18 protein-coding genes and 5 pseudogenes are annotated in these 17919 nt (G+C 50.7%); 14 read left to right on the top strand and 9 right to left on the bottom strand.

The genetic code is table 11. The features are described from left to right. Positions 1-65: 65 nt before the first annotated feature. Positions 66-1448: a glycine--tRNA ligase gene (locus NSQ51_RS16360; RefSeq protein WP_033004942.1), complete on the top strand. Its 1383-nt coding sequence runs from the start codon at positions 66-68 to the stop codon at positions 1446-1448. A gap of 756 nt (positions 1449-2204) precedes the next feature. Here the strand turns inward: NSQ51_RS16360 and NSQ51_RS16355 are convergent. After that, a pseudogene (locus tag NSQ51_RS16355) lies at positions 2205-2372 on the bottom strand (DUF4351 domain-containing protein); the annotation flags it as partial. A gap of 100 nt (positions 2373-2472) precedes the next feature. Here NSQ51_RS16355 and NSQ51_RS16350 point away from each other — a divergent pair. The 5 genes and pseudogenes from NSQ51_RS16350 (at position 2473) to NSQ51_RS16330 (ending at position 5308) form a co-directional block, all read left to right on the top strand. Beyond that, on the top strand, positions 2473-2769 hold the full coding sequence (locus NSQ51_RS16350; protein ID WP_033009761.1) for a hypothetical protein: 297 nt from the start codon (positions 2473-2475) through the stop codon (positions 2767-2769). A 3-nt stretch (positions 2770-2772) separates the two neighbouring features. Further along, positions 2773-3282: a PIN domain-containing protein gene (locus tag NSQ51_RS16345; RefSeq protein WP_231107628.1), complete on the top strand. Its 510-nt coding sequence runs from the start codon at positions 2773-2775 to the stop codon at positions 3280-3282. 263 nt (positions 3283-3545) lie between these two features. Beyond that, positions 3546-4098: pseudogene (locus NSQ51_RS16340) on the top strand (UPF0236 family protein); the annotation flags it as partial. Between the two features lie 247 nt (positions 4099-4345). Beyond that, positions 4346-4492, top strand: a complete 147-nt coding sequence (locus tag NSQ51_RS16335; protein WP_162489993.1) for a hypothetical protein — start codon at positions 4346-4348, stop codon at positions 4490-4492. A 180-nt stretch (positions 4493-4672) separates the two neighbouring features. After that, a complete protein-coding gene (locus tag NSQ51_RS16330; RefSeq protein ID WP_049624163.1) occupies positions 4673-5308 on the top strand; it encodes an FMN-dependent NADH-azoreductase in 636 nt (211 codons plus the stop codon). 485 nt (positions 5309-5793) lie between these two features. Here NSQ51_RS16330 and NSQ51_RS16325 read toward each other — a convergent pair. Then, positions 5794-6054, bottom strand: a pseudogene (locus tag NSQ51_RS16325) (type II toxin-antitoxin system PemK/MazF family toxin); the annotation flags it as partial. 152 nt (positions 6055-6206) lie between these two features. On the opposite strand from NSQ51_RS16325, the gene NSQ51_RS16320 reads away from it, so the two are divergent. From NSQ51_RS16320 to NSQ51_RS16310, 3 genes are all read left to right on the top strand, one after another. Further along, on the top strand, positions 6207-6752 hold the full coding sequence (locus tag NSQ51_RS16320) for a DUF6431 domain-containing protein (RefSeq protein WP_121692564.1): 546 nt from the start codon (positions 6207-6209) through the stop codon (positions 6750-6752). A 152-nt stretch (positions 6753-6904) separates the two neighbouring features. After that, positions 6905-8158, top strand: a complete 1254-nt coding sequence (locus NSQ51_RS16315; protein WP_342462705.1) for an IS481 family transposase — start codon at positions 6905-6907, stop codon at positions 8156-8158. Continuing rightward, positions 8151-8951, top strand: coding sequence for an AAA family ATPase (locus NSQ51_RS16310; protein WP_064213564.1), 801 nt, complete (start codon positions 8151-8153; stop codon positions 8949-8951). Before NSQ51_RS16315 ends, NSQ51_RS16310 begins: the two co-directional genes overlap by 8 nt. Positions 8952-9158: 207 nt before the next feature. Here NSQ51_RS16310 and NSQ51_RS16305 read toward each other — a convergent pair. After that, positions 9159-9377 (bottom strand): annotated as a pseudogene (locus NSQ51_RS16305) (type II toxin-antitoxin system PemK/MazF family toxin); the annotation flags it as partial. 319 nt (positions 9378-9696) lie between these two features. Here NSQ51_RS16305 and NSQ51_RS16300 point away from each other — a divergent pair. Next, a pseudogene (locus NSQ51_RS16300) lies at positions 9697-9792 on the top strand (FMN-dependent NADH-azoreductase); the annotation flags it as partial. A 173-nt stretch (positions 9793-9965) separates the two neighbouring features. Beyond that, on the top strand, positions 9966-11876 hold the full coding sequence (locus NSQ51_RS16295) for a SpoIIE family protein phosphatase (RefSeq protein ID WP_049624171.1): 1911 nt from the start codon (positions 9966-9968) through the stop codon (positions 11874-11876). Positions 11877-11910: 34 nt separating this feature from the next. Here the strand turns inward: NSQ51_RS16295 and NSQ51_RS16290 are convergent, their stop codons facing one another. The 3 genes from NSQ51_RS16290 to NSQ51_RS16280 are packed head-to-tail and all read right to left on the bottom strand — an operon-like array spanning position 11911 to position 13479. Next, positions 11911-12684 carry a sigma-70 family RNA polymerase sigma factor gene (locus tag NSQ51_RS16290; RefSeq protein ID WP_033011024.1) on the bottom strand — a complete coding sequence of 258 codons (774 nt, stop codon included), beginning with the start codon at positions 12682-12684 and terminating at the stop codon, positions 11911-11913. Next, positions 12644-13132, bottom strand: a complete 489-nt coding sequence (gene rsbW / locus NSQ51_RS16285; RefSeq protein ID WP_049624165.1) for an anti-sigma B factor RsbW — start codon at positions 13130-13132, stop codon at positions 12644-12646. Before rsbW ends, NSQ51_RS16290 begins: the two co-directional genes overlap by 41 nt. Beyond that, the gene (locus NSQ51_RS16280) at positions 13129-13479 is read right to left on the bottom strand and encodes an STAS domain-containing protein (protein WP_049624166.1); all 351 of its coding nucleotides are present in this window, start codon (positions 13477-13479) and stop codon (positions 13129-13131) included. The genes rsbW and NSQ51_RS16280 overlap by 4 nt, the downstream gene beginning before the upstream one ends. Before the next feature lie 387 nt (positions 13480-13866). Between NSQ51_RS16280 and NSQ51_RS16275 the strand changes: the two genes are divergently transcribed. From NSQ51_RS16275 to NSQ51_RS16265, 3 genes are all read left to right on the top strand, one after another. After that, positions 13867-14556, top strand: a complete 690-nt coding sequence (locus NSQ51_RS16275; protein WP_011232888.1) for a uracil-DNA glycosylase — start codon at positions 13867-13869, stop codon at positions 14554-14556. An 18-nt stretch (positions 14557-14574) separates the two neighbouring features. Then, positions 14575-14874, top strand: a complete 300-nt coding sequence (locus tag NSQ51_RS16270; RefSeq protein ID WP_011232887.1) for a YwdI family protein — start codon at positions 14575-14577, stop codon at positions 14872-14874. 266 nt (positions 14875-15140) lie between these two features. Next, a complete protein-coding gene (locus NSQ51_RS16265; protein WP_015376087.1) occupies positions 15141-15512 on the top strand; it encodes a DUF423 domain-containing protein in 372 nt (123 codons plus the stop codon). A gap of 195 nt (positions 15513-15707) precedes the next feature. Here the strand turns inward: NSQ51_RS16265 and gerQ are convergent, their stop codons facing one another. From gerQ to hemQ, 3 genes are all read right to left on the bottom strand, one after another. Further along, the gene (gerQ, locus tag NSQ51_RS16260; protein WP_049624167.1) at positions 15708-16262 is read right to left on the bottom strand and encodes a spore coat protein GerQ; all 555 of its coding nucleotides are present in this window, start codon (positions 16260-16262) and stop codon (positions 15708-15710) included. A gap of 18 nt (positions 16263-16280) precedes the next feature. Further along, entirely contained in the window at positions 16281-16727 is a 447-nt protein-coding gene (locus NSQ51_RS16255; RefSeq protein ID WP_044745349.1) for a cell wall hydrolase, read from the bottom strand. A gap of 320 nt (positions 16728-17047) precedes the next feature. After that, positions 17048-17794, bottom strand: a complete 747-nt coding sequence (gene hemQ, locus NSQ51_RS16250; RefSeq protein WP_049624168.1) for a hydrogen peroxide-dependent heme synthase — start codon at positions 17792-17794, stop codon at positions 17048-17050. Between the last annotated feature and the right edge of the window lie 125 nt (positions 17795-17919).

The raw sequence follows: 17919 nt of genomic DNA, 5'->3' as shown, positions 1-17919 counted from the left end.
GCACAAGGCCTAGGGGCGAGGGCGTTTTTGATTGGTGGACATCACATTGAAGGAGGATGAACACGATGGCTGTCACAATGGAAGAAATCGTCGCACATGCCAAGCATCGCGGCTTCGTGTTTCCGGGGTCGGAAATTTACGGAGGGCTGGCGAACACATGGGATTACGGCCCGCTTGGCGTCGAGCTGAAAAACAACATCAAACGGGCGTGGTGGAAAAAGTTCGTCCAAGAGTCACCGTACAACGTCGGGCTTGACGCCGCCATTTTAATGAACCCGAGAACGTGGGAAGCGTCCGGTCACTTAGGCAACTTCAACGATCCGATGGTCGACTGCAAACAGTGCAAAGCGCGCCACCGCGCCGACAAGCTGATTGAGAAGGCGCTCGAGGAAAAAGGGATCGAGATGATCGTTGACGGGTTGCCGCTGGCCAAGATGGATGAACTCATCAAGGAATACGACATCGCCTGCCCGGAATGCGGCAGCCGCGATTTCACGAACGTGCGCCAGTTCAACTTAATGTTTAAAACGTACCAAGGCGTCACCGAGTCGAGCGCCAACGAAATTTATTTGCGTCCAGAGACAGCGCAAGGCATTTTCGTCAACTTCAAAAACGTCCAGCGCACGATGCGCAAAAAATTGCCGTTTGGCATCGCGCAAATCGGCAAAAGCTTCCGCAACGAGATTACGCCGGGCAACTTCACGTTCCGCACGCGCGAATTCGAACAGATGGAGCTCGAGTTTTTCTGCAAGCCCGGTGAGGAGCTGCAATGGTTTGACTATTGGAAACAGTTTTGCAAGGACTGGCTGCTGTCGCTCGGCATGAAGGAGGATAACATCCGCCTGCGCGACCATGCGAAAGAAGAGTTGTCCCACTACAGCAACGCCACGACGGACATCGAGTACCATTTCCCGTTCGGCTGGGGCGAGCTGTGGGGCATCGCGTCGCGCACGGATTACGATTTGAAGCGGCATATGGAATACTCGGGCGAGGATTTCCATTATCTCGACCAAGAAACGAACGAGCGCTACATCCCGTACTGCATTGAGCCGTCGCTTGGCGCTGACCGCGTCACGCTGGCGTTTATGATCGACGCCTATGACGAAGAAGAGCTGGAAGACGGCACGACGAGAACGGTGATGCACTTGCATCCGGCGCTTGCGCCGTACAAAGCGGCTGTCTTGCCGCTGTCGAAAAAGCTCGCGGACGGGGCGCACCGCATTTATGAAGAGCTGGCGAAACATTTCATGGTCGACTATGACGAAACCGGCTCGATCGGCAAGCGGTACCGCCGCCAAGATGAAATCGGCACGCCGTTTTGCATCACATACGATTTCGAGTCTGAACAAGACGGCCAAGTGACCGTGCGCGACCGCGACACGATGGAGCAAGTGCGGCTGCCGATTGGGGAGCTCAAAGCCTTTTTAGAGGAAAAAATCGCTTTTTGATGACGGGAACGGAGGCTGTCTCAAAAGATCGTGAAACCGAGCTTTCGCAGACAGCCTCTTTTTTTGATCCTTCACCCCTCTGAGTTTGACGGTTTGAGGTCATCTAAAAGAGCCAAAATGCTTTGCTCGCAAAGATTTCACATGCGGATCCTAGAGAGGCGATGATCTCGTACAAAATCCTGCTATTCCATCTGTGTCTCAGTTAGAAAAGCCTGGTGAAATCGGCCTTCTTTTTTGGCGAAATGCCGTTGATTTGCTCATGGCAGTCATTTTTCATCGGCCTTCTAGGAGGCCGGTGATTGACTCGCACAACCGCTTCTGGGAATCAGTTCTCAAGTAGAGAAAACTTGTTGCATCAGCCTCTATGTTCACGCGTTCCATCATCGATCAAGGCAAACAACGGTTTTTCACCAACCTTCTAGAGTAAAAACCCAAAATTGTGCATAAGAGTACGTAACGGTACATGCAGTAAATAGCGATGAAACACATAGGTTAAGTCCAAATTATTGTGTAAATTCCCCTTTGATAGACAACATGGATCTGATAACTTGACGTACAGTAGGTAAGACCGGCAAGTCTCCCTGCCGATCGCCTTCCCGGACAAATGATCATGTTGTCAAGGAACAGGCGTGTCAGGGAGTTTTCGCGGCATATCCTCGCTTTGCTCCGGTGAAGCAGGAGTCTTCTCGCCCTAATACGCTAAAAGTCCCACCAATTTCAAAACGAAATAGAAACATTTGAAGGTATGATACATGTTTCAAACTCAGTATACGCCATTTTGCTTAACAACGCAGCCGCGATGGGGTTGTCATGGCAAATGTAATCACGCCAGTTTTGTTTACGCAACTCAACTGCAAGAAATTGAAATTGGAGCACATCGAAAAACGGAAACGGGAGTGTAAATGATGAAGGTTCATTTACAACTTGTGGTGAAGAGCCTGCTCATCTACAGTAAAATTAATAACCTGACTTCTTGAAACATGATATAATTATGTATAAAACCTCAACCAAGGTGGGGATGCAAATGAGCACTAACAAAAAAAGGAGCCGTGGCGCATATCATATAACAACTGGAACGGCAAAACGCCCAATTTTAAAGAGAATAGTGCGTCAAAACCGTCATCATTACCGAATTGGACCATCTGTTCTAACAGAAGAGCAAATGAAGGAGGTCATTCAAGTGCGATCTAAAAAAAAGAAGCTAACCAAGGAAGAAAAGAAAGCGTTACACAAACGTCTGGCTGGCAGTACGAAGTTATTTAGCAAAGAAGGCGTGTTGGAATCATTAAGAATTGCAAATAGAGAAGAGTGGGAGGATTAAGCATTGTCAACCAAAGTACTAATCGATACAAATATATACGCAGCACATGAAATGGGTTACCCTGATGCAGTAGAGTTCATTGAACAGCTGATTGAAGATGAGGTAGAGATTATTATGACTACCTTCATTGAGATGGAGATCATGTCTCATTTCGAAATCGAAACAGATCCTGATATAAGAGAAAATAGAAAAGGATATATTCAAATGGCTGATCAAATCTATGAAGTCACTAGAGAAGATATGGAGCTAGCAGCTGACATAAGAAGAAAAGCGAGAGCGGACAGTACACGCAAAAAGAGTATTAAAGCACCAGATGCTCTTGTTGCAGCTGCAGCTCTTCTACATAATGCCATATTAGTTAGTAATAACGATAAAGACTTTCATTGGATTCGAGATAACTATACTTATAAAGATCGAAAGTTAGATTATGTGAATCCGATAATATATAAGTTGGAACTTTGTTTTACATCCAGTAGAGCGCCCGCTGCATTCTATCAAAATGACTTGTTATGAAGGAAAACAGAATCGAACAATCGGAAAATCTTTATTGCAACTTATATAGATAAGAAAGCTTACGGCGAGTTTGTCAAAACCTATATCGAAAGCAGAGGGTTTTAGAAATTTTATTTGAACATATTATCCCTTATGGCAACCCGATTAACGACATTCGTGACCCCATCACCAAAATATTTCCAAAATACGTCTTCCGCAACAAGATATTTTCCAATCCGATTACCGCAAAATAAAATTAATCCATTCAACGGAACTAAGACTGCGATCGACAAGTGGGCGCCTATATTTTCTTGCTCAATGCTGAACAGGGCTTTAATGGAGTCTAACCGATCGGTCCTTGCCTAGGGGGAAACGGCAGTCAAGTTGGTTGTGGGGTGCTCTTCCTACCGCAAAGCCGCCCGTTCGTTGGAGTCGATCGTGAGAGATGCGGTCCTCAGCCATGAGGTGATTCGTCAGCTGGTGTTGGAGGCCCCTGTCTCGCTCCTCCCCTCTGTTTCCCAACGATATGGTCGGGTGCTGTTGGTGGAAGCGGATGGACTCTGTTTCCCGCTAAGAGAAAGGGAAGCGGCTTCGGGCGTTTATGGACCATGATCACCCAAATCGATGGAATAGGGCGGAGAAAGGGAAGTTGGAGGAGGAAGAACCCCAGAGGGCAGCCTCGGCCCCGAAGAAGGCCAAGTGAGTCGAACAGGCCAAACGGGAGGCAGGACGGCGGTGGCGGATGTGAGGCGACAAAACATCCTGTGTCTTCAACCGTCATCGGGGACGCCCATCGATCAAGCGTTGCCGGCTCTTCGCGATGGTGGTTGGATGTAAAAAATGAGACTAAACGGAGTCACCTCATGATGAGGGATGAGAGTACAAAAGCGCTTACGGATATAAACTCCTGAAAATGGCCCAATCACCCGTGATTTCAAAATTCCATAGGGAGCCAAAAAACGTTCTCCACCAAGTCTTGGCCGACTCGAATTTCAAAAAACGATCGAATTCCCGCCGCATAAATGGTAAAATAGAAGCACAGACTAGTTCCTGTATCCTGCACGAATCAAGGAGGTTAGCCATCATGGAAGGAAAACCGATCTACTACGATGGCAGCGGTCATCTGCCTAGCGAAAATGAAAGCGGTGTCAAAAGCGAACCGTTTGCGCTCACCGATGAGATACGAAAACAAATCAGCGGCAACCCGTTTGTCGTGGAACAAAGCGAATAACCGATCCGCACGTCAATTGCCTCAAGGGCAATTTTTTTTGGGCAAATGATTTGCCAAATTCGCATCTTCTTTCTATAATTATCTCTTGTTCGAGATATTTGGAGTAGAGATAAATGCATGTCGTTTTTACAAACGGCAAACACTAAAATGCTGAGATCATCAAGAAAGGGAGTATGCATCATGACGAAAGTATTGTACATCACCGCCCATCCCCACGACGATACACAATCGTACAGCATGGCGGTCGGGAAGGCGTTTATCGACACGTACAAGCAAGTGCATCCGGATCATGAAGTGATTCATCTCGACTTGTATAAAGAATACATTCCGGAAATCGATGTCGACGTATTCAGTGGATGGGGCAAGCTCCGTTCTGGCCAATCGTTTGAACAGCTCTCGGCCGAGGAAAAAGCGAAAGTCGGGCGGATGAACGAGCTGTGCGAGCAGTTTATTTCCGCCGACAAATATGTATTCGTCACGCCGATGTGGAACTTTTCGTTCCCGCCGGTGTTAAAGGCGTACATTGACGCCGTGGCGGTCGCCGGCAAGACGTTTAAATATACGGAACAAGGGCCGGTCGGATTGCTTACTGATAAAAAAGCGCTCCACATTCAAGCGCGCGGCGGTTTCTACTCCGAAGGCCCGGCGGCGGAAATGGAAATGGGCCATCGGTATTTAAGCGTCATCATGCAATTTTTCGGTGTTCCGTCATTTGAAGGGTTGTTTGTCGAAGGGCATGCGGCGGTGCCGGAAAAGGCGGAAGAAATTAAAGCGAACGCCATCGCTCGGGCGAAAGACTTGGCGCACACGTTTTAACGGGAGGCCGAGTATTGCGCGGGAAATGGCCGCAAACTTGGCCTGGGAGCCTCTTCATCCGGAGAGGCTCCTTTTTTATTGGACAAACCAAACGGCCGTGACGTTCATATACGCTGGTGGGGAGCCGTATGGTATAGCCTGATCAATAAAGTCCCTATTTCTTCGTGAGAAATTTTCCTCGATAAATACATAAAACCCCAGCACCGAAGTACTGGGGCAAAAACCATGAATTCCCCGCTGACGGGGTGAAATGGCCTGCGACGCGGCAGGCAACTTATCATTAGGTTATGATTCTCTTGGCGATAATATGCAAAGAGAGGAACCATTTAGGCTCCTCTCCGTTGTCAAAACAAACGAATCCACGTTTTTTCACGTGTGAAATGGTCTGTGACGAGACAGACAACTTATTTTGTACTCTAAGTATAGAAAAAACCTAGGGAAATGTCAATACGTCATAAATACGTCGTCAATACATTGTAAATACGTTACAGGTCAAATACCCATTTTACACGGTTCATAATCTTATTTAAGTCATCCTCGTTTATATTGCCGATATGTTGCTTTAATCGTACTTTGTTTACGGTCGTTAATTCTTCTACCTTTACCGCGGAAGTCTGAGCTAAAAAAGGATAAACTTCCTTTCGAAGAAAGTAATGTGTCTTGAAACGAGGCACTACTTTGGTTTTCCCTTTCCGATCTGTAACGGTTTTGGTTTTTAATTTTGTAGATAAAGGAGCTACCTTAACTGTAAATTATCACTTTATTTCGGAACAAAAGAGACATTTTTTTGCACATTCCTTCAGAAAGCCCTCTCCCCTTTTCTGAAAGAATGTGCTAAATTTTTTGTGAATTATTTCGGAAGAGAAAATCCATCGGTTCATAGGAGGGGGAGGAGGACGTGATTCAATTTCATGACTTTGGCATTGACGTCCAAACGTATGCAGAGCGTGGAAAAGAAAACGACTTCCCTCTTCTGAAAAAGTGTCCGCATTGCCGGGCCAAGCGCCCGTTGCACCGCCACGGTTACTATAAGCGAAACGCATTGACCCCACATGGCGATTATCGCATTTGGATTGTCCGGTATCGCTGTCGGGAATGCTTGAAGACGGTGAGTGTGCTGCCTTCCTTTCTCCTCCCGTATTTTCAGTATACGTTGTCCGCCATATGGCAAGTCGTGAAAGAGCAGTTGGGATTGACCGAAAGGACGAACCAGGCTCCGTTTCTCCCGACAAAGGACGGCATCATCTTTTATGTCCGACGGTTCTACCGAAACCTATCAAGCCTTCATAGCTTTTTTGCGAGGCGGTGGAGGATCATAGGCCCTATCGTGAAAAAAGAAAAGGAACGGGCTTCTTGGTGGATCCAGACGTTAGAGGAACACGGTCTTGATTCGGCCATCAGAGAGATGTGGGAGGGCGGATTCCGACACCCTTTTGCGAATTAAATGGGATCCTGATTTTACATACATACCCTAAATTGGAAATAGTTTCGGTTCCCACAAACCTTTCCTATCGACGGAGAAAAAGCAATTCGGTACGATAAGGGCAGGAGGACCGGAACGGTCCTGATTCCAAGTGAGACCAGGAGGAGATTTGAATGAATGAGTCGATGAGACACGACATTGCCCTGTTTCGGTACGGGCTAATCGCTCCGTTGGTGAATGGGCAGGTGGAACCGAAGACGTATCTGAAAGAGGTGAGCGAGCGAGTGCACCATGTTCCCCACCAGGGAGACAAACGAATCGCAGCCAAGACGATCCTCGATTGGTGCACCCGATACAAAAAAGGGGGCTTTGACGCCTTAAAGCCGAAGCGCCGTTCGGACCGCGGCCACTCAAGGCGTCTGTCGCCCGATGATGAGGATCATATTTTAGCCCTAAGAAAAGAACATCCCACCATGCCCGTGACGGTGTTCTACGAACACCTGATCGAGCAGGGGGAAATCCCAGAAAATCATACCTCTTACTTTACTATATACCGATTGTTGAAAAAACACAACCTGGTGGGAAAAGAAATCTTGCCGATGCCGGAGCGAAAGCGTTTTGCGTATGACCAGATCAATGAGCTATGGCAAGGGGACTTATCCCATGGACCCACGATTCGCGTCCATGGGAAAGCCCAGAAAACGTTTTTGATCGCGTATATCGATGACTGCTCGCGGTTAGTGCCATATGCCCAATTTTTCCCTTCGGAGAAGTTTGACGGGCTGCGGATCGTCACGAAGGAAGCGGTGCTTCGTTGCGGGAAGCCGAAACGCATTTACTCGGACAACGGGAAAATTTATCGGTCCGAGGTGCTGCAGTATGCGTGCGCCGAGATGGGGATTACACTCATCCACACCCAGCCGTATGACCCGCAAAGCAAGGGAAAAATCGAACGGTTCTTCCGCACCGTACAGACACGGTTTTATCCACTGTTGGAGCTGAATCCGCCGAAATCGCTTGACGAGTTGAACGAGCGTTTTTGGAAGTGGCTTGAAGAGGAGTATCATCGAAAACCGCACGCCTCACTGGACGGAAAAACGCCGCATGAGGTGTTTCAATCGCAAGTGCATCTCGTGTCGTTCATCGAAGATGGCGATTGGCTGGATGCGATTTTTCTGAAACGGGAGCACCGCAAGGTGAAAGCCGATGGCACGATCACCCTGAATAAACAGCTATACGAAGTGCCGCCTCGGTTCATTGGGCAATCGATTGAGCTCCGCTATGACGAACGAGGCGTCTATGTGTACGAAGATGGCAAACGGGTGGCGGAAGCCATTCGGGTGCGTTTGGAGGACAATGCCTATGTAAAACGCCATCGGTCCCCGTTTGCGGCGATTCCGGCGAAGGAGGGAGAACACGGTGTATAAATCGTTTTACTCCCTTTCGCGGGAGCCGTTTGCGAAAGAAACAGACCCGTCCGAGGCGTATCAAGGGGCGTCATTTCAGGAAGCGTTGCGGGCGCTGGAGTACGTGAAACGAACCCGGGGGATCGGGCTGTTGATCGGAGAGCCGGGGGCGGGCAAGACGTTCGCCCTTCGGGCGCTGAAAGAGTCATTGAATCCATCATTGTATCATGTCGTCTACTTTCCGTTATCCACCGGAGGCGTGATGGATTTTTACCGTGGACTGGCCTTGGGATTAGGAGAGGAACCGAAGTACCGCAAGGTAGACCTCTTCCGCCAAATCCAGCAGGCGATCGAGCGATTGTATCATGAACGGCGGATCACGCCGGTGTTCATTTTGGATGAGATGCATTTAGCGAAGGATGCATTTTTACAGGACATCGCGATCTTGTTCAACTTTGAGATGGATTCGACCAACCCATTTGTCTTGATTTTGGCCGGGCTGCCCCATTTACAGGGGAAGCTGCGGCTCAATCAGCACCGCCCTCTCGACCAGCGGATCATCATGCGATACCGGATGGGGCCGCTGGAGAAGGAAGAGGTGGCGGGCTACATCGAGCATCGGATGAAACAGGCCGGGGCGAAGCATCCGATCTTCACCCCATCGGCGTTAGAGGCGATTGCCCTGCAGTCGCGGGGATGGCCTCGGGTGATCAACACGTTGGCCACGACGTGCCTGTTATACGGGTATCAGCTGAAAAAGGACGCCATTGACGAAGAAGTGGTGCGCATGGCCGCAGAGGAAATGGGGTATTAGCATGAAAGGGGCCGAATCGGCCTCTTTTGTGCTTTTTCTTTTCCATCGGTCCATCAGGCGCGCTGGAAATCTTCATCTGAAAGAGCGTGCAAACGTTCCGAAAGAATGTGCAAAATCCGGAACAATCCGCAAAAATTTTGCACATTATTTCCGAATCCGCCTGAAATAATTTGAAAAAGGGATTCTGAAATAATGTGCTAGTTTACACTTAACGTTTCCGGATGTGCGGTTAATCCAGTCATTAGAAAGAACAAGCACCGGCCGCTCTCCGTTTTGTTCTGTGCCGATATTTTCCCCGAGTTCACAAGTGAAAATAGCTCCTCGTATGATCGGGCGCTTCATCTGCGTTTGCTCATTCTCAATCCATTCGTTTGCTAAAGCAATCTTCTTTGGATGCCATTCATCTAGTTTTACCTTTTTGTCCACTTTGTTTAAACGTAATCGTTCGCGTTGAATAGCATCTAAACATCTTAAAGAAAAGTAAAGCTGTAGACCTGAGTGTCTTATGCTCTAGCGGCGAAGTGGACACGCCTCAAAGAATAAGGATTGCTTGAAGCAGTCAAACTTCTTTGGAAGCCCCCACTTCAAATTTTCGCTAGAAAATTAAGTGGGGGTAGTTCACACCGCCACGCTCATGATTGTATCACATCTTGTCCTTAAAGTTCGGCCACGCTGCAATATTTTTTTGCGCTATACATTCCCATTATTTTGTCGTTGCAGGATATCTCCCATCACCAATAGAATGGTATTTGTCGAAGGGCATGCGGCGGTGCCGGAAAAGGCGGAAGAAATCAAAGCGAACGCCATCGCCCGGGCGAAAGACTTGGCGCACACGTTTTAACGGGAGGCCGAGTATTGCGCGGGAAATGGTTGCAAACTTGGCCTGGGAGCCTCTTCATCCGGAGAGGCTCCTTTTTTATTGGACAAACCAAACGGCCGTGACGTTCATATACGTGGCGGGGAGCCGTATGGTATAATAAGCCATATAGAATGAAGAGTGGAGGTTCCTCGTTGGTGAAGGAATACGAACGATATCGCCTGGTGCGTCTGCACAGCGCGATGGCCGTGCTGGCGGCCGGAATGTTTGGCTTGCTTCTGTTTGCGGCCAGCCGGTTGCCTGTTTCGCCCGAATTCTATCATTCTATTCATCTTGCCTTAGGGCTCGCCGTGACGGTCGTTTGCTGGCTTGTCGCCGTGCAAGGATGGTCTGTGTTTCCGCATACGTTGTCAATGGAGCGGCTGATGATGGGGGCGCTGTTTTTCTCCTCAGGCTTGTTGTTTTCGCTGCATGTTGTCTTGTCTTTTGCATCTGATGGTGTGGAAGCGTCCCCTTTTTCGCTCTCGGCCCGATTGACGCTTGCCTGGGGGCTTCTTTTTCTGTTTTCGCGCCGCGATGAGGTGATGGAGCGGAGGAGCGGGCAACGGTGGCAAGCGTTTTTCGCCGCTTTTGCTTATGCGGCGGTCGTTGGGCTATTCATCCATTGGGTAGCGCCGCTTTGGCCGGGAGACGGGACAAGCCGCTGGCCGCTCTGGTGGAAGGCCGGCGAAGGGATTGCCGGTTTGCTCGATGCGGGCGCCGCTTTGCTTGTATGGCGTCGTTGGCGGCAAGGGAGTTCCCGATCCTTCCTGTACTGGCTGCTGGCGTTATGGTGGTTTGCCCTCGGCCAATGGCTGCTTATGCTTGGCGGCGGCCATGCGCTATGGGGGCAGCTGTATGAAATGACCGGATTTTTGTATGTCGTGCGTGCAATGTACGTCGAGACGGTCGAAAAACCGTACGTGGAGCTGAAACAGCACAAACAGCAGCTGGAAATGATGGCGAACGCCCTTGGCGAGGGATTGATGATGTTAAACCGCGACGGCCGGATCGTATGGATGAACCCGGAAGCGGGCCGTTTGCTTGGCCTTGATCCGGAGGAAGCGAAAGGGAAGCCGCTGTTTTCCTTTGTCTCGCTCGCCGGGCCGGATGGGTCCGCGTGGGACTGGAAGCGGCTGCGCCGTGTTGTCAAACAGCTGAAAAGCGGCGAGGTGATTCGCGTCGAGGAGGAGCCGTTTCGCCGCCATGACGGCGTGTGCCTGCCGGTCGGCTACACGCTGGCACCGGTGATGGAAAACGGTGCGCTGACAGGGCTTGTCGCCGTTTTGCGCGACATGACGGAGAAAAAAGAAAAAGATCGGCTCGAGCGCGAGAGGGAACAGCTCGACTTTGAACTGTCGCTTGCCGCGAATATGCAACGGGCGCTTTTGCAGACATCGTCGAAGGCGGATTTGCCTTCGTACGTCGATATCAGCGCCCTCAGCGTCCCTGCCCGAGTGTTGAGCGGCGATTTCTACCACTTTGCCGTCCATCAAACATCGGTCTCAGCTTGCATTGCCGATGTATCGGGAAAAGGGATTCCAGCGGCAATGCTCATGACGCTGATGAAATTTATTCTGGACCGGACCGTTCATTACGGAACGCAGCCGCACGTGTATCTTGACCTGCTGAACCGATTCGCCTACGACTACACCGAGCCGTCGATTTTTGTCACGATGTTTGTCGGCAATTACAACGAAAAGACGCATACGTTCTCGTACGCGTGCGCTGGGCACGAACCGGCGCTTTGGTACCGGGCGAAAACGAAACAATGCGTGCCGCTTCACGCGAAAGGGTGCGCGCTCGGGTTGTTTCCGCAATTTTCGTTTGAGACGAAGTCGGTAGTGCTCGAGCCGGGTGATTTTGTGCTGCTGTACACCGATGGGGTGACCGAAAAACGCGGCGAAGAGGCGGACGATGATTTTTCCGTCCTCGCCTCGATGGTTGCCCGCGTCAATTTGGACCAGCCGGCAGCGCAAATCGTCTGCGATTTGTACGAGCATATCAAGGCGTACCACCAATACGAACAAAAAGACGACCAGACGTTGTTGTTGCTCCGCCGCCGCTAATACCGCCCTAGCCGGCCGGCGGCGTTTTTGGCTGTTACGACGGGTAGGCAGCGGCCAGCTGCCGTTTCAGCTTTTCGATCGCCCGCTTTTGAATGCGGCTGATCGTCATTTGCGAGACGCCAAGCCGTTCAGCGAGCGAACGTTGCGTCTCGCCGCGGCGGAAGACGGCGTCGATGACGATTTGTTCTTGCTCGCTCAGTTTGCCGATCGCCTGCTCTAAATCCATTCGCTCGATCAGCGACTCGATTTCGTTCGCTTCATCTGCGACGAATTCACCGATCGTCGTCGCATCCTTTTCCCCGTCTTGGACCGGGGCGTCGAGCGAAATCGCCTGGTAATGGTCGCGGCCGGCTAAAATCTCGATCGTCTCTTCCACCGATAAGCCTAAATGGGCGGCAATTTCATCTATGTTCGGCGACCGCTCGAGCTTGACGGTCAGTTCGTCGATGGCTTGCTGCACTTTGCTTCCTTTCTCTTTCACCCGGCGCGGCACTTGGATATACCACGCTTTGTCGCGCAAATAGTTTTTCATATAGCCGATCAAGCTTTTCATCGCATACGATTCAAAGTTTGTTCCTTGGTTCGGGTCGTAATGGTCAAGAAGGCGCAAAAACGACAGTCGGCCGACTTGAAACAAGTCTTCGTAAAAATCAGGGCGGCTGCGCGCCATTTTTTTCGCTGCGGCCGCAATGAGCGGCTCAAAACGCACGAGCAACGCTGTCGCCGCTTCTTCCGTCTTCGTTTGTTGATAGGCGGAAATAAGGGCGTCAAGCTTGCTCTTGGACAGAGGAGGGGGATATACAGTCATGGGCATGCTCTCCTTCGCCGTGAAGGCGGAATTTCGTTAGGCGGACTTCCGTTCCGCCTTTGGTCGTGACGCGGACGTCATCCATGAGCGCTTCCATTAAAAAGAGGCCGAGGCCGCCGACTTTCACATCTTGGAGTGGCTTGCCGGACAGCGACGCCGCCTGTTTGATCGCCCGTTTGTAGTCAAACCCTTTTCCCTCATCTTTAATGACGATGGAAAGCGCATCGGCGCTCATCTTAAAACGGAGGTGAATATCGCCGCTTCTTCCGTTGTAGGCGTGAAGCACGACGTTGTTGCACGCTTCGGAGACGGCGACTTTCATATCTTCGATTTCTTCATAGGAAAATCCCATTTTGGCAGCCAGCCCGTATAACGTCAAACGCACGATGTCAAGAAACTGTGAATCGGCTGGAATCGACAGCTGTACGATCGTTTCGTGCTCTTTCATGATTGGCCTCCGATCCTTTCTGACGCATCGTTCATTTCGGAAAAAAAGTAGGATACTCCAGTTAAATCGAACAGACGCCGCACTTTCGGCGGCACGTTTTCAATGGCAAACGGCGCCCCGAGTTGATGCCGCGTTTTTAACAGCGCTACAAACATGCCGATCCCGGTGCTGTCAATATACGTTAAATCTTCGAGACGAAGAACGAGCGGTTTGGATGCATCGCCGGCGAGCGGTTCGACGGTGTGTTGAAATTGCTCGGCTGCCGCCAGGTCCAGTTCGCCTTTTATGTATACAACGTGCCGATCCGGCTGTTCGTCATGAACAAGATGGAATTGTTTCTGATCCATTTCTTTCACCCCACTGTGCGTTTGATGGATATCCCGTGTTGCGTTGGCGACGACGGTTTAGCTTGTCCGGCCTTTGGTGTTTACGCTTTCTATACCCATATTTTATACTTGTTGAAACAGGGAATGTCGAATGAAAAGGGGACATGATGATGGAAAGATGGAAACAATGGGCGAAGAGAATAAAAAAGGAGATTTTTGTCCTCTATTCCGCCTGCCGCGACCGGCGTGTTCCGGTTTGGCTGCGGCAGGGGATTGGCGCATTTCCTATTGGGGAAACAGGTTTCGCTATGGTTGCCTCAATCTGAACATTCACTTCGCTTTGACGCTGGTGTCTTTTGGGCTACAATGATAAAAGGGAAAAAGCCGATGGCAAAGGAGTTGCTCGCAATGCCGATTCTCAAAAACGACTGGGCTCCGCTGCTTGAAGAGGAGTTTCAAAAGCCGTACTACTTAAAGCTGCGCGAGTTTTTAAAAGAGGAGTACCGGACGCGGACGATCTATCCCGATATGCACGATATTTTCAACGCCCTTCATTATACACCGTATGCAAACGTCAAAGTCGTGCTGCTCGGGCAAGATCCGTACCACGGCCCGGGACAGGCGCACGGGCTTAGTTTTTCCGTCAAGCCGGGCGTGCCGGTGCCGCCGTCCTTAGCGAACATTTTTAAAGAGCTGCATGACGACCTTGGCTGCTATATACCAGATAACGGCTATCTCGTCAAATGGGCCGAGCAAGGGGTGCTGTTGTTAAACACGGTGTTGACGGTCCGCCGCGGCCAGGCGAACTCCCATCGCGGCAAAGGGTGGGAATATTTCACCGACCGCGTCATTGAGCTCGTCAACGAAAAAGACGATCCGGTCGTCTTTTTGCTTTGGGGCCGGAACGCGCAAGAGAAAAAAGAACGGATTACGAATCCGCGCCATCTGATTATTGAAGCGCCGCACCCGAGCCCGTTTTCCGCCGCGCGCGGCTTTTTCGGTCATCGCCCGTTTTCGCGGACGAACGCGTTTTTAACCAAGCACGGACGCGAACCGATCGATTGGCAAATCGAGAACATCGGCGCCCGCGCTGAATGAAGAAAGGGGGAAGATATCATGACGATCTCTTTGGCGGCGGTTGTCGCCAAAATGGAAGACGAATTGCGCAAGGCAAAGGCGGCCCATGACCCGCAGCGGATGCGTGAACATGTCGCTGCCATTCGCGTTTTATGCGATTTGATGCTGGAAACGACAGGCCAGCCGCAGCCGTCCGTTCCGTCTGTCTCGACAGAGTCGCTTGCCGTCGGCGGGCCGATTTCGGTTGCTGGCGGGCTTTCGCTTGGGGGTGTTTCTGTCGGAGGACGTTCTCCCGACATTGACGATGAGGCGAACGGGGAGTCGTTGTTGGATTTTTGAGGGGGCAACGAAACACCGTGGAAAACGGTCTTCTCCACGGGGAATGTTGATCAACAGAACTCCGTTGAATCGCTTGCCTTTGTTTGCGCCAAAAAACAAGAAGCGGTTCACCGGCTTGGATGCGGGTCTTGCCGGTGGCGCTCCCGATTGACCGGTTCTGTCGAGTGAAATGGCTGACACCTATTCGTCATTTGTTATCGAGGAACATTTCCATTATATTAATGTAATGAGGGAAAACAATCTTTCATTAGAAAGGCGGAACAGCTATGAAAACATTCGTCCTTCTCGGCGCGCTCAATGCGTTTTTAGCCGTCGCATTGGGAGCGTTTGGCGCGCACGGGCTGGAAGGGAAGATTCCGGATCGTTATTTGGAGATTTGGAAAACGGCGGTCCAATATCAGATGTTCCACGCATTAGGGCTGCTTGTTGTCGGATTGCTCGCTGGCAAGGCGCCAAATGTCGGGCTGATCGGTGCGGCGGGCTGGGTGATGTTCGCCGGCATCGTGTTGTTTTCCGGGAGCTTGTACGTATTAAGTGTAACGCAGATTAAGCCGCTTGGCGCGATCACTCCGTTTGGCGGCGTCGCTTTTTTGGTCGCCTGGGTGATGATCGGCTATGCGGCGTTGAAATGGCTGTAAGCGAAGCGCGGGCAAGGTGTACCCCGAACAGGAAATCACGCGCCGTCCCAATCATAGAAGGCACCTTTTTTGTTTCGTTTGCCACCATGATAGACAACTGGGCGTCAGCAACTTGTGATGGACGTCGCATCGGATGAAAAAAAGCAGGCTACCCTGGGGCAGCCTGCTCATCGAACATCGGTTTTTCGCTTGCACTCAGCGCGGCGAATAGGAGGCGAGCGGCGTGGCGGAGGCACCGGCAAACGGATATTCGTAGGCGATTTCTCCTTCAAACGTGACGTAATCGAGGTAAATCATCGGGATCAAATAGCGTGTGCCTGTTTGTGGGTCGCTTAAAATGACATGGTCACGTCCAGCCGCTTCAATGACGCCGCGAAACACCTTGGCATTCCACTCACGGTTGTTTTCAAACGTCGCATAGATAGTGGCGACTTTTCCTTTGTTTAACCGTAAAATGTTTTCAATGTACGATTCTTCAATCGGCAGCATCCCTGGAATCGATGGGCCGGTGGTGGTCGGCATCGGTGTCGGGGCCGTAAACGTCGGCGCCTGCAAACCGAACGTTGGAGCGGCAGCCGCTTGCGGATAGTAATAATACGGGTACGCCGCCGGATAGTACGGCTGCGGATACGGATAGCCGTATGGATAGGATGCATACGGTTGTTGCCGTTCTTGACCGAACGGCGAATAATAAAATGATTGTTGCTCCTCATCAAGTGGATAAAATTGATTTTCTGGATTGTTCGGCATAAAGAACCCTCCTCAATATTAAGAATAGACACGTGGGCAGTCGGATGGAGTCGGTGCAAAAAAGCAATGCGATTTGTAGCGGCCGACGTTCCACTGGCCAAACCATTGCGGTGGGCACGGTTGACCTTCAGGTGGTTTAAAAAACCAAAGGGCGTTTGTCGCTGGGTGGTAGCGCCAACCGCGGAGCACTTGGCGGGCTAGGCCTATATCCAATTTTCGCGCCCGTTGGTAAAAGTATCCTTTTTGCACCGCCTCAAAGCCGCCCGGGCTTTGAAACACCATTTGCCGGATAGTGCGGATGCCGCGGAAGTCAAGGCAGTCGGCGATGACACGGTTGACGCCGACGTTGCCGACCATGAGCATCCCAAGCCGCCCGTCTCCTTCCGCTTCGGCTCGCATGAGCCGAGCCAACAACTTCACTTCCTCTTCTGTGTGGGCTACAATGGAGGGAGCGATCTGACCCATATCGTCACCTCAGTCGTTGTGAATTTCGACAGTAATAGGCTATTGATGGAACAGGAAAATGGTGACAGACAGACAGGCGATTTCTCGGAGGAATTTCTGATTTATATGTATGGGGCAGTTGGGCTGGATATGACAGAAACAGGGGGGGTTGACCAAAAAGGGAAACCCGTTGCGCAAGAAAGACCCGTAACATGATGTGCAAAGGGATGACGGCGGAAGAAATCGCTCGTTTGGCTGACCTTTCAGGGGGAGGAGCTCGCCGGTTGCTTGAAGAACAGGAAAATAAGCGAAGGGCCCTGCCGCGTTTGGGCCCCTCTTTTCTATACATGGAAGAACGAAGGAACTTTTTCCACCGACAAGCGAGTGCCGACGAAAAATGAACCAAACTCGCCAAAGCGGGCGCTCACTTCATCAAAGCGCATTTCATAGACGAGCTTTTTGAACTGGAGTGCATCATCTGAAAACAAGGTGACGCCCCATTCAAAATCATCCAAGCCGACGGAGCCGGTGATGATTTGCGTCACTTTGCCGGCGTATTTTCGGCCGGTCATGCCGTGGGCGCGCATGAGTTCGCGCCGCTGTTCCATCGACAACATGTACCAGTTGTCGTTGCCTTGGCGCCGCTTGTCCATCGGATAGAAGCAAATGTAGTTCGTTTTCGGCAAAATTGGATACAAACGGCGGCGCACCTCTGGAATTTGGTACGGATCTTCGCTGCCGGACGCCAAGTAGTTGCTCAACTCCACGACCGAAACGTACGAATACGCAGGTAATAAATAGTCGGCGAGTTTCGTTTTGTTAAGCGCTGTTTCGATTTCATGCAGCTCATCCAGCGTCGGCCGCAAAATCATGAACAAAATATCGGCTTTTTGCCCGACGATCGTGTAGACGGCATGGCTTCCTTGCTTCTCGCTTTCCGTCGTCTCCCATTGGTCGATAAGCGCTAAAAACTCACTGATCGCTGCCTCGCGCTCTTCGTTTGGAAGTGTTTTCCACGCGCTCCAGTCGATCGTGCGGAAATCGTGCAAACAATACCAACCGTCCAACGTTTGGGCCGCTTCGCTCATCATCGTCACTCCTTTATTCAATCAATTGTACAGTACCACTATATCATAGTTTGGCCAAAAAAGCGGCTATCAGCGCATCAAAGTGGAAGTAGACTGAATTGTGGCAAAAGGTGAATTATTTGTTG

It is taken from the genome of Geobacillus sp. FSL K6-0789 (assembly GCF_038593135.1).
Classification (GTDB): domain Bacteria; phylum Bacillota; class Bacilli; order Bacillales; family Anoxybacillaceae; genus Geobacillus; species Geobacillus stearothermophilus.
Note: the sequence above shows the minus strand (reverse complement) of the source record. Positions and strands in the feature narration are given on the sequence as shown.

Excerpts from the sequence above, each read along its gene's own strand:
- NSQ51_RS16270 (WP_011232887.1), top strand. The coding sequence starts at position 14,575 with ATGACGATCTCTTTGGCGGCGGTTGTCGCCAAAATGGAAGACGAATTG.
- NSQ51_RS16330 (WP_049624163.1), top strand. The coding sequence starts at position 4,673 with ATGACGAAAGTATTGTACATCACCGCCCATCCCCACGACGATACACAA.
- NSQ51_RS16335 (WP_162489993.1), top strand. The coding sequence starts at position 4,346 with ATGGAAGGAAAACCGATCTACTACGATGGCAGCGGTCATCTGCCTAGC.
- NSQ51_RS16350 (WP_033009761.1), top strand. The coding sequence starts at position 2,473 with ATGAGCACTAACAAAAAAAGGAGCCGTGGCGCATATCATATAACAACT.
- NSQ51_RS16265 (WP_015376087.1), top strand. The coding sequence starts at position 15,141 with ATGAAAACATTCGTCCTTCTCGGCGCGCTCAATGCGTTTTTAGCCGTC.
- rsbW (WP_049624165.1), bottom strand. The coding sequence starts at position 13,132 with ATGAAAGAGCACGAAACGATCGTACAGCTGTCGATTCCAGCCGATTCA.
- NSQ51_RS16290 (WP_033011024.1), bottom strand. The coding sequence starts at position 12,684 with ATGACTGTATATCCCCCTCCTCTGTCCAAGAGCAAGCTTGACGCCCTT.
- NSQ51_RS16255 (WP_044745349.1), bottom strand. The coding sequence starts at position 16,727 with ATGGGTCAGATCGCTCCCTCCATTGTAGCCCACACAGAAGAGGAAGTG.
- NSQ51_RS16360 (WP_033004942.1), top strand. The coding sequence starts at position 66 with ATGGCTGTCACAATGGAAGAAATCGTCGCACATGCCAAGCATCGCGGC.
- gerQ (WP_049624167.1), bottom strand. The coding sequence starts at position 16,262 with ATGCCGAACAATCCAGAAAATCAATTTTATCCACTTGATGAGGAGCAA.
- hemQ (WP_049624168.1), bottom strand. The coding sequence starts at position 17,794 with ATGAGCGAAGCGGCCCAAACGTTGGACGGTTGGTATTGTTTGCACGAT.
- NSQ51_RS16280 (WP_049624166.1), bottom strand. The coding sequence starts at position 13,479 with ATGGATCAGAAACAATTCCATCTTGTTCATGACGAACAGCCGGATCGG.
- NSQ51_RS16315 (WP_342462705.1), top strand. The coding sequence starts at position 6,905 with ATGAATGAGTCGATGAGACACGACATTGCCCTGTTTCGGTACGGGCTA.
- NSQ51_RS16275 (WP_011232888.1), top strand. The coding sequence starts at position 13,867 with ATGCCGATTCTCAAAAACGACTGGGCTCCGCTGCTTGAAGAGGAGTTT.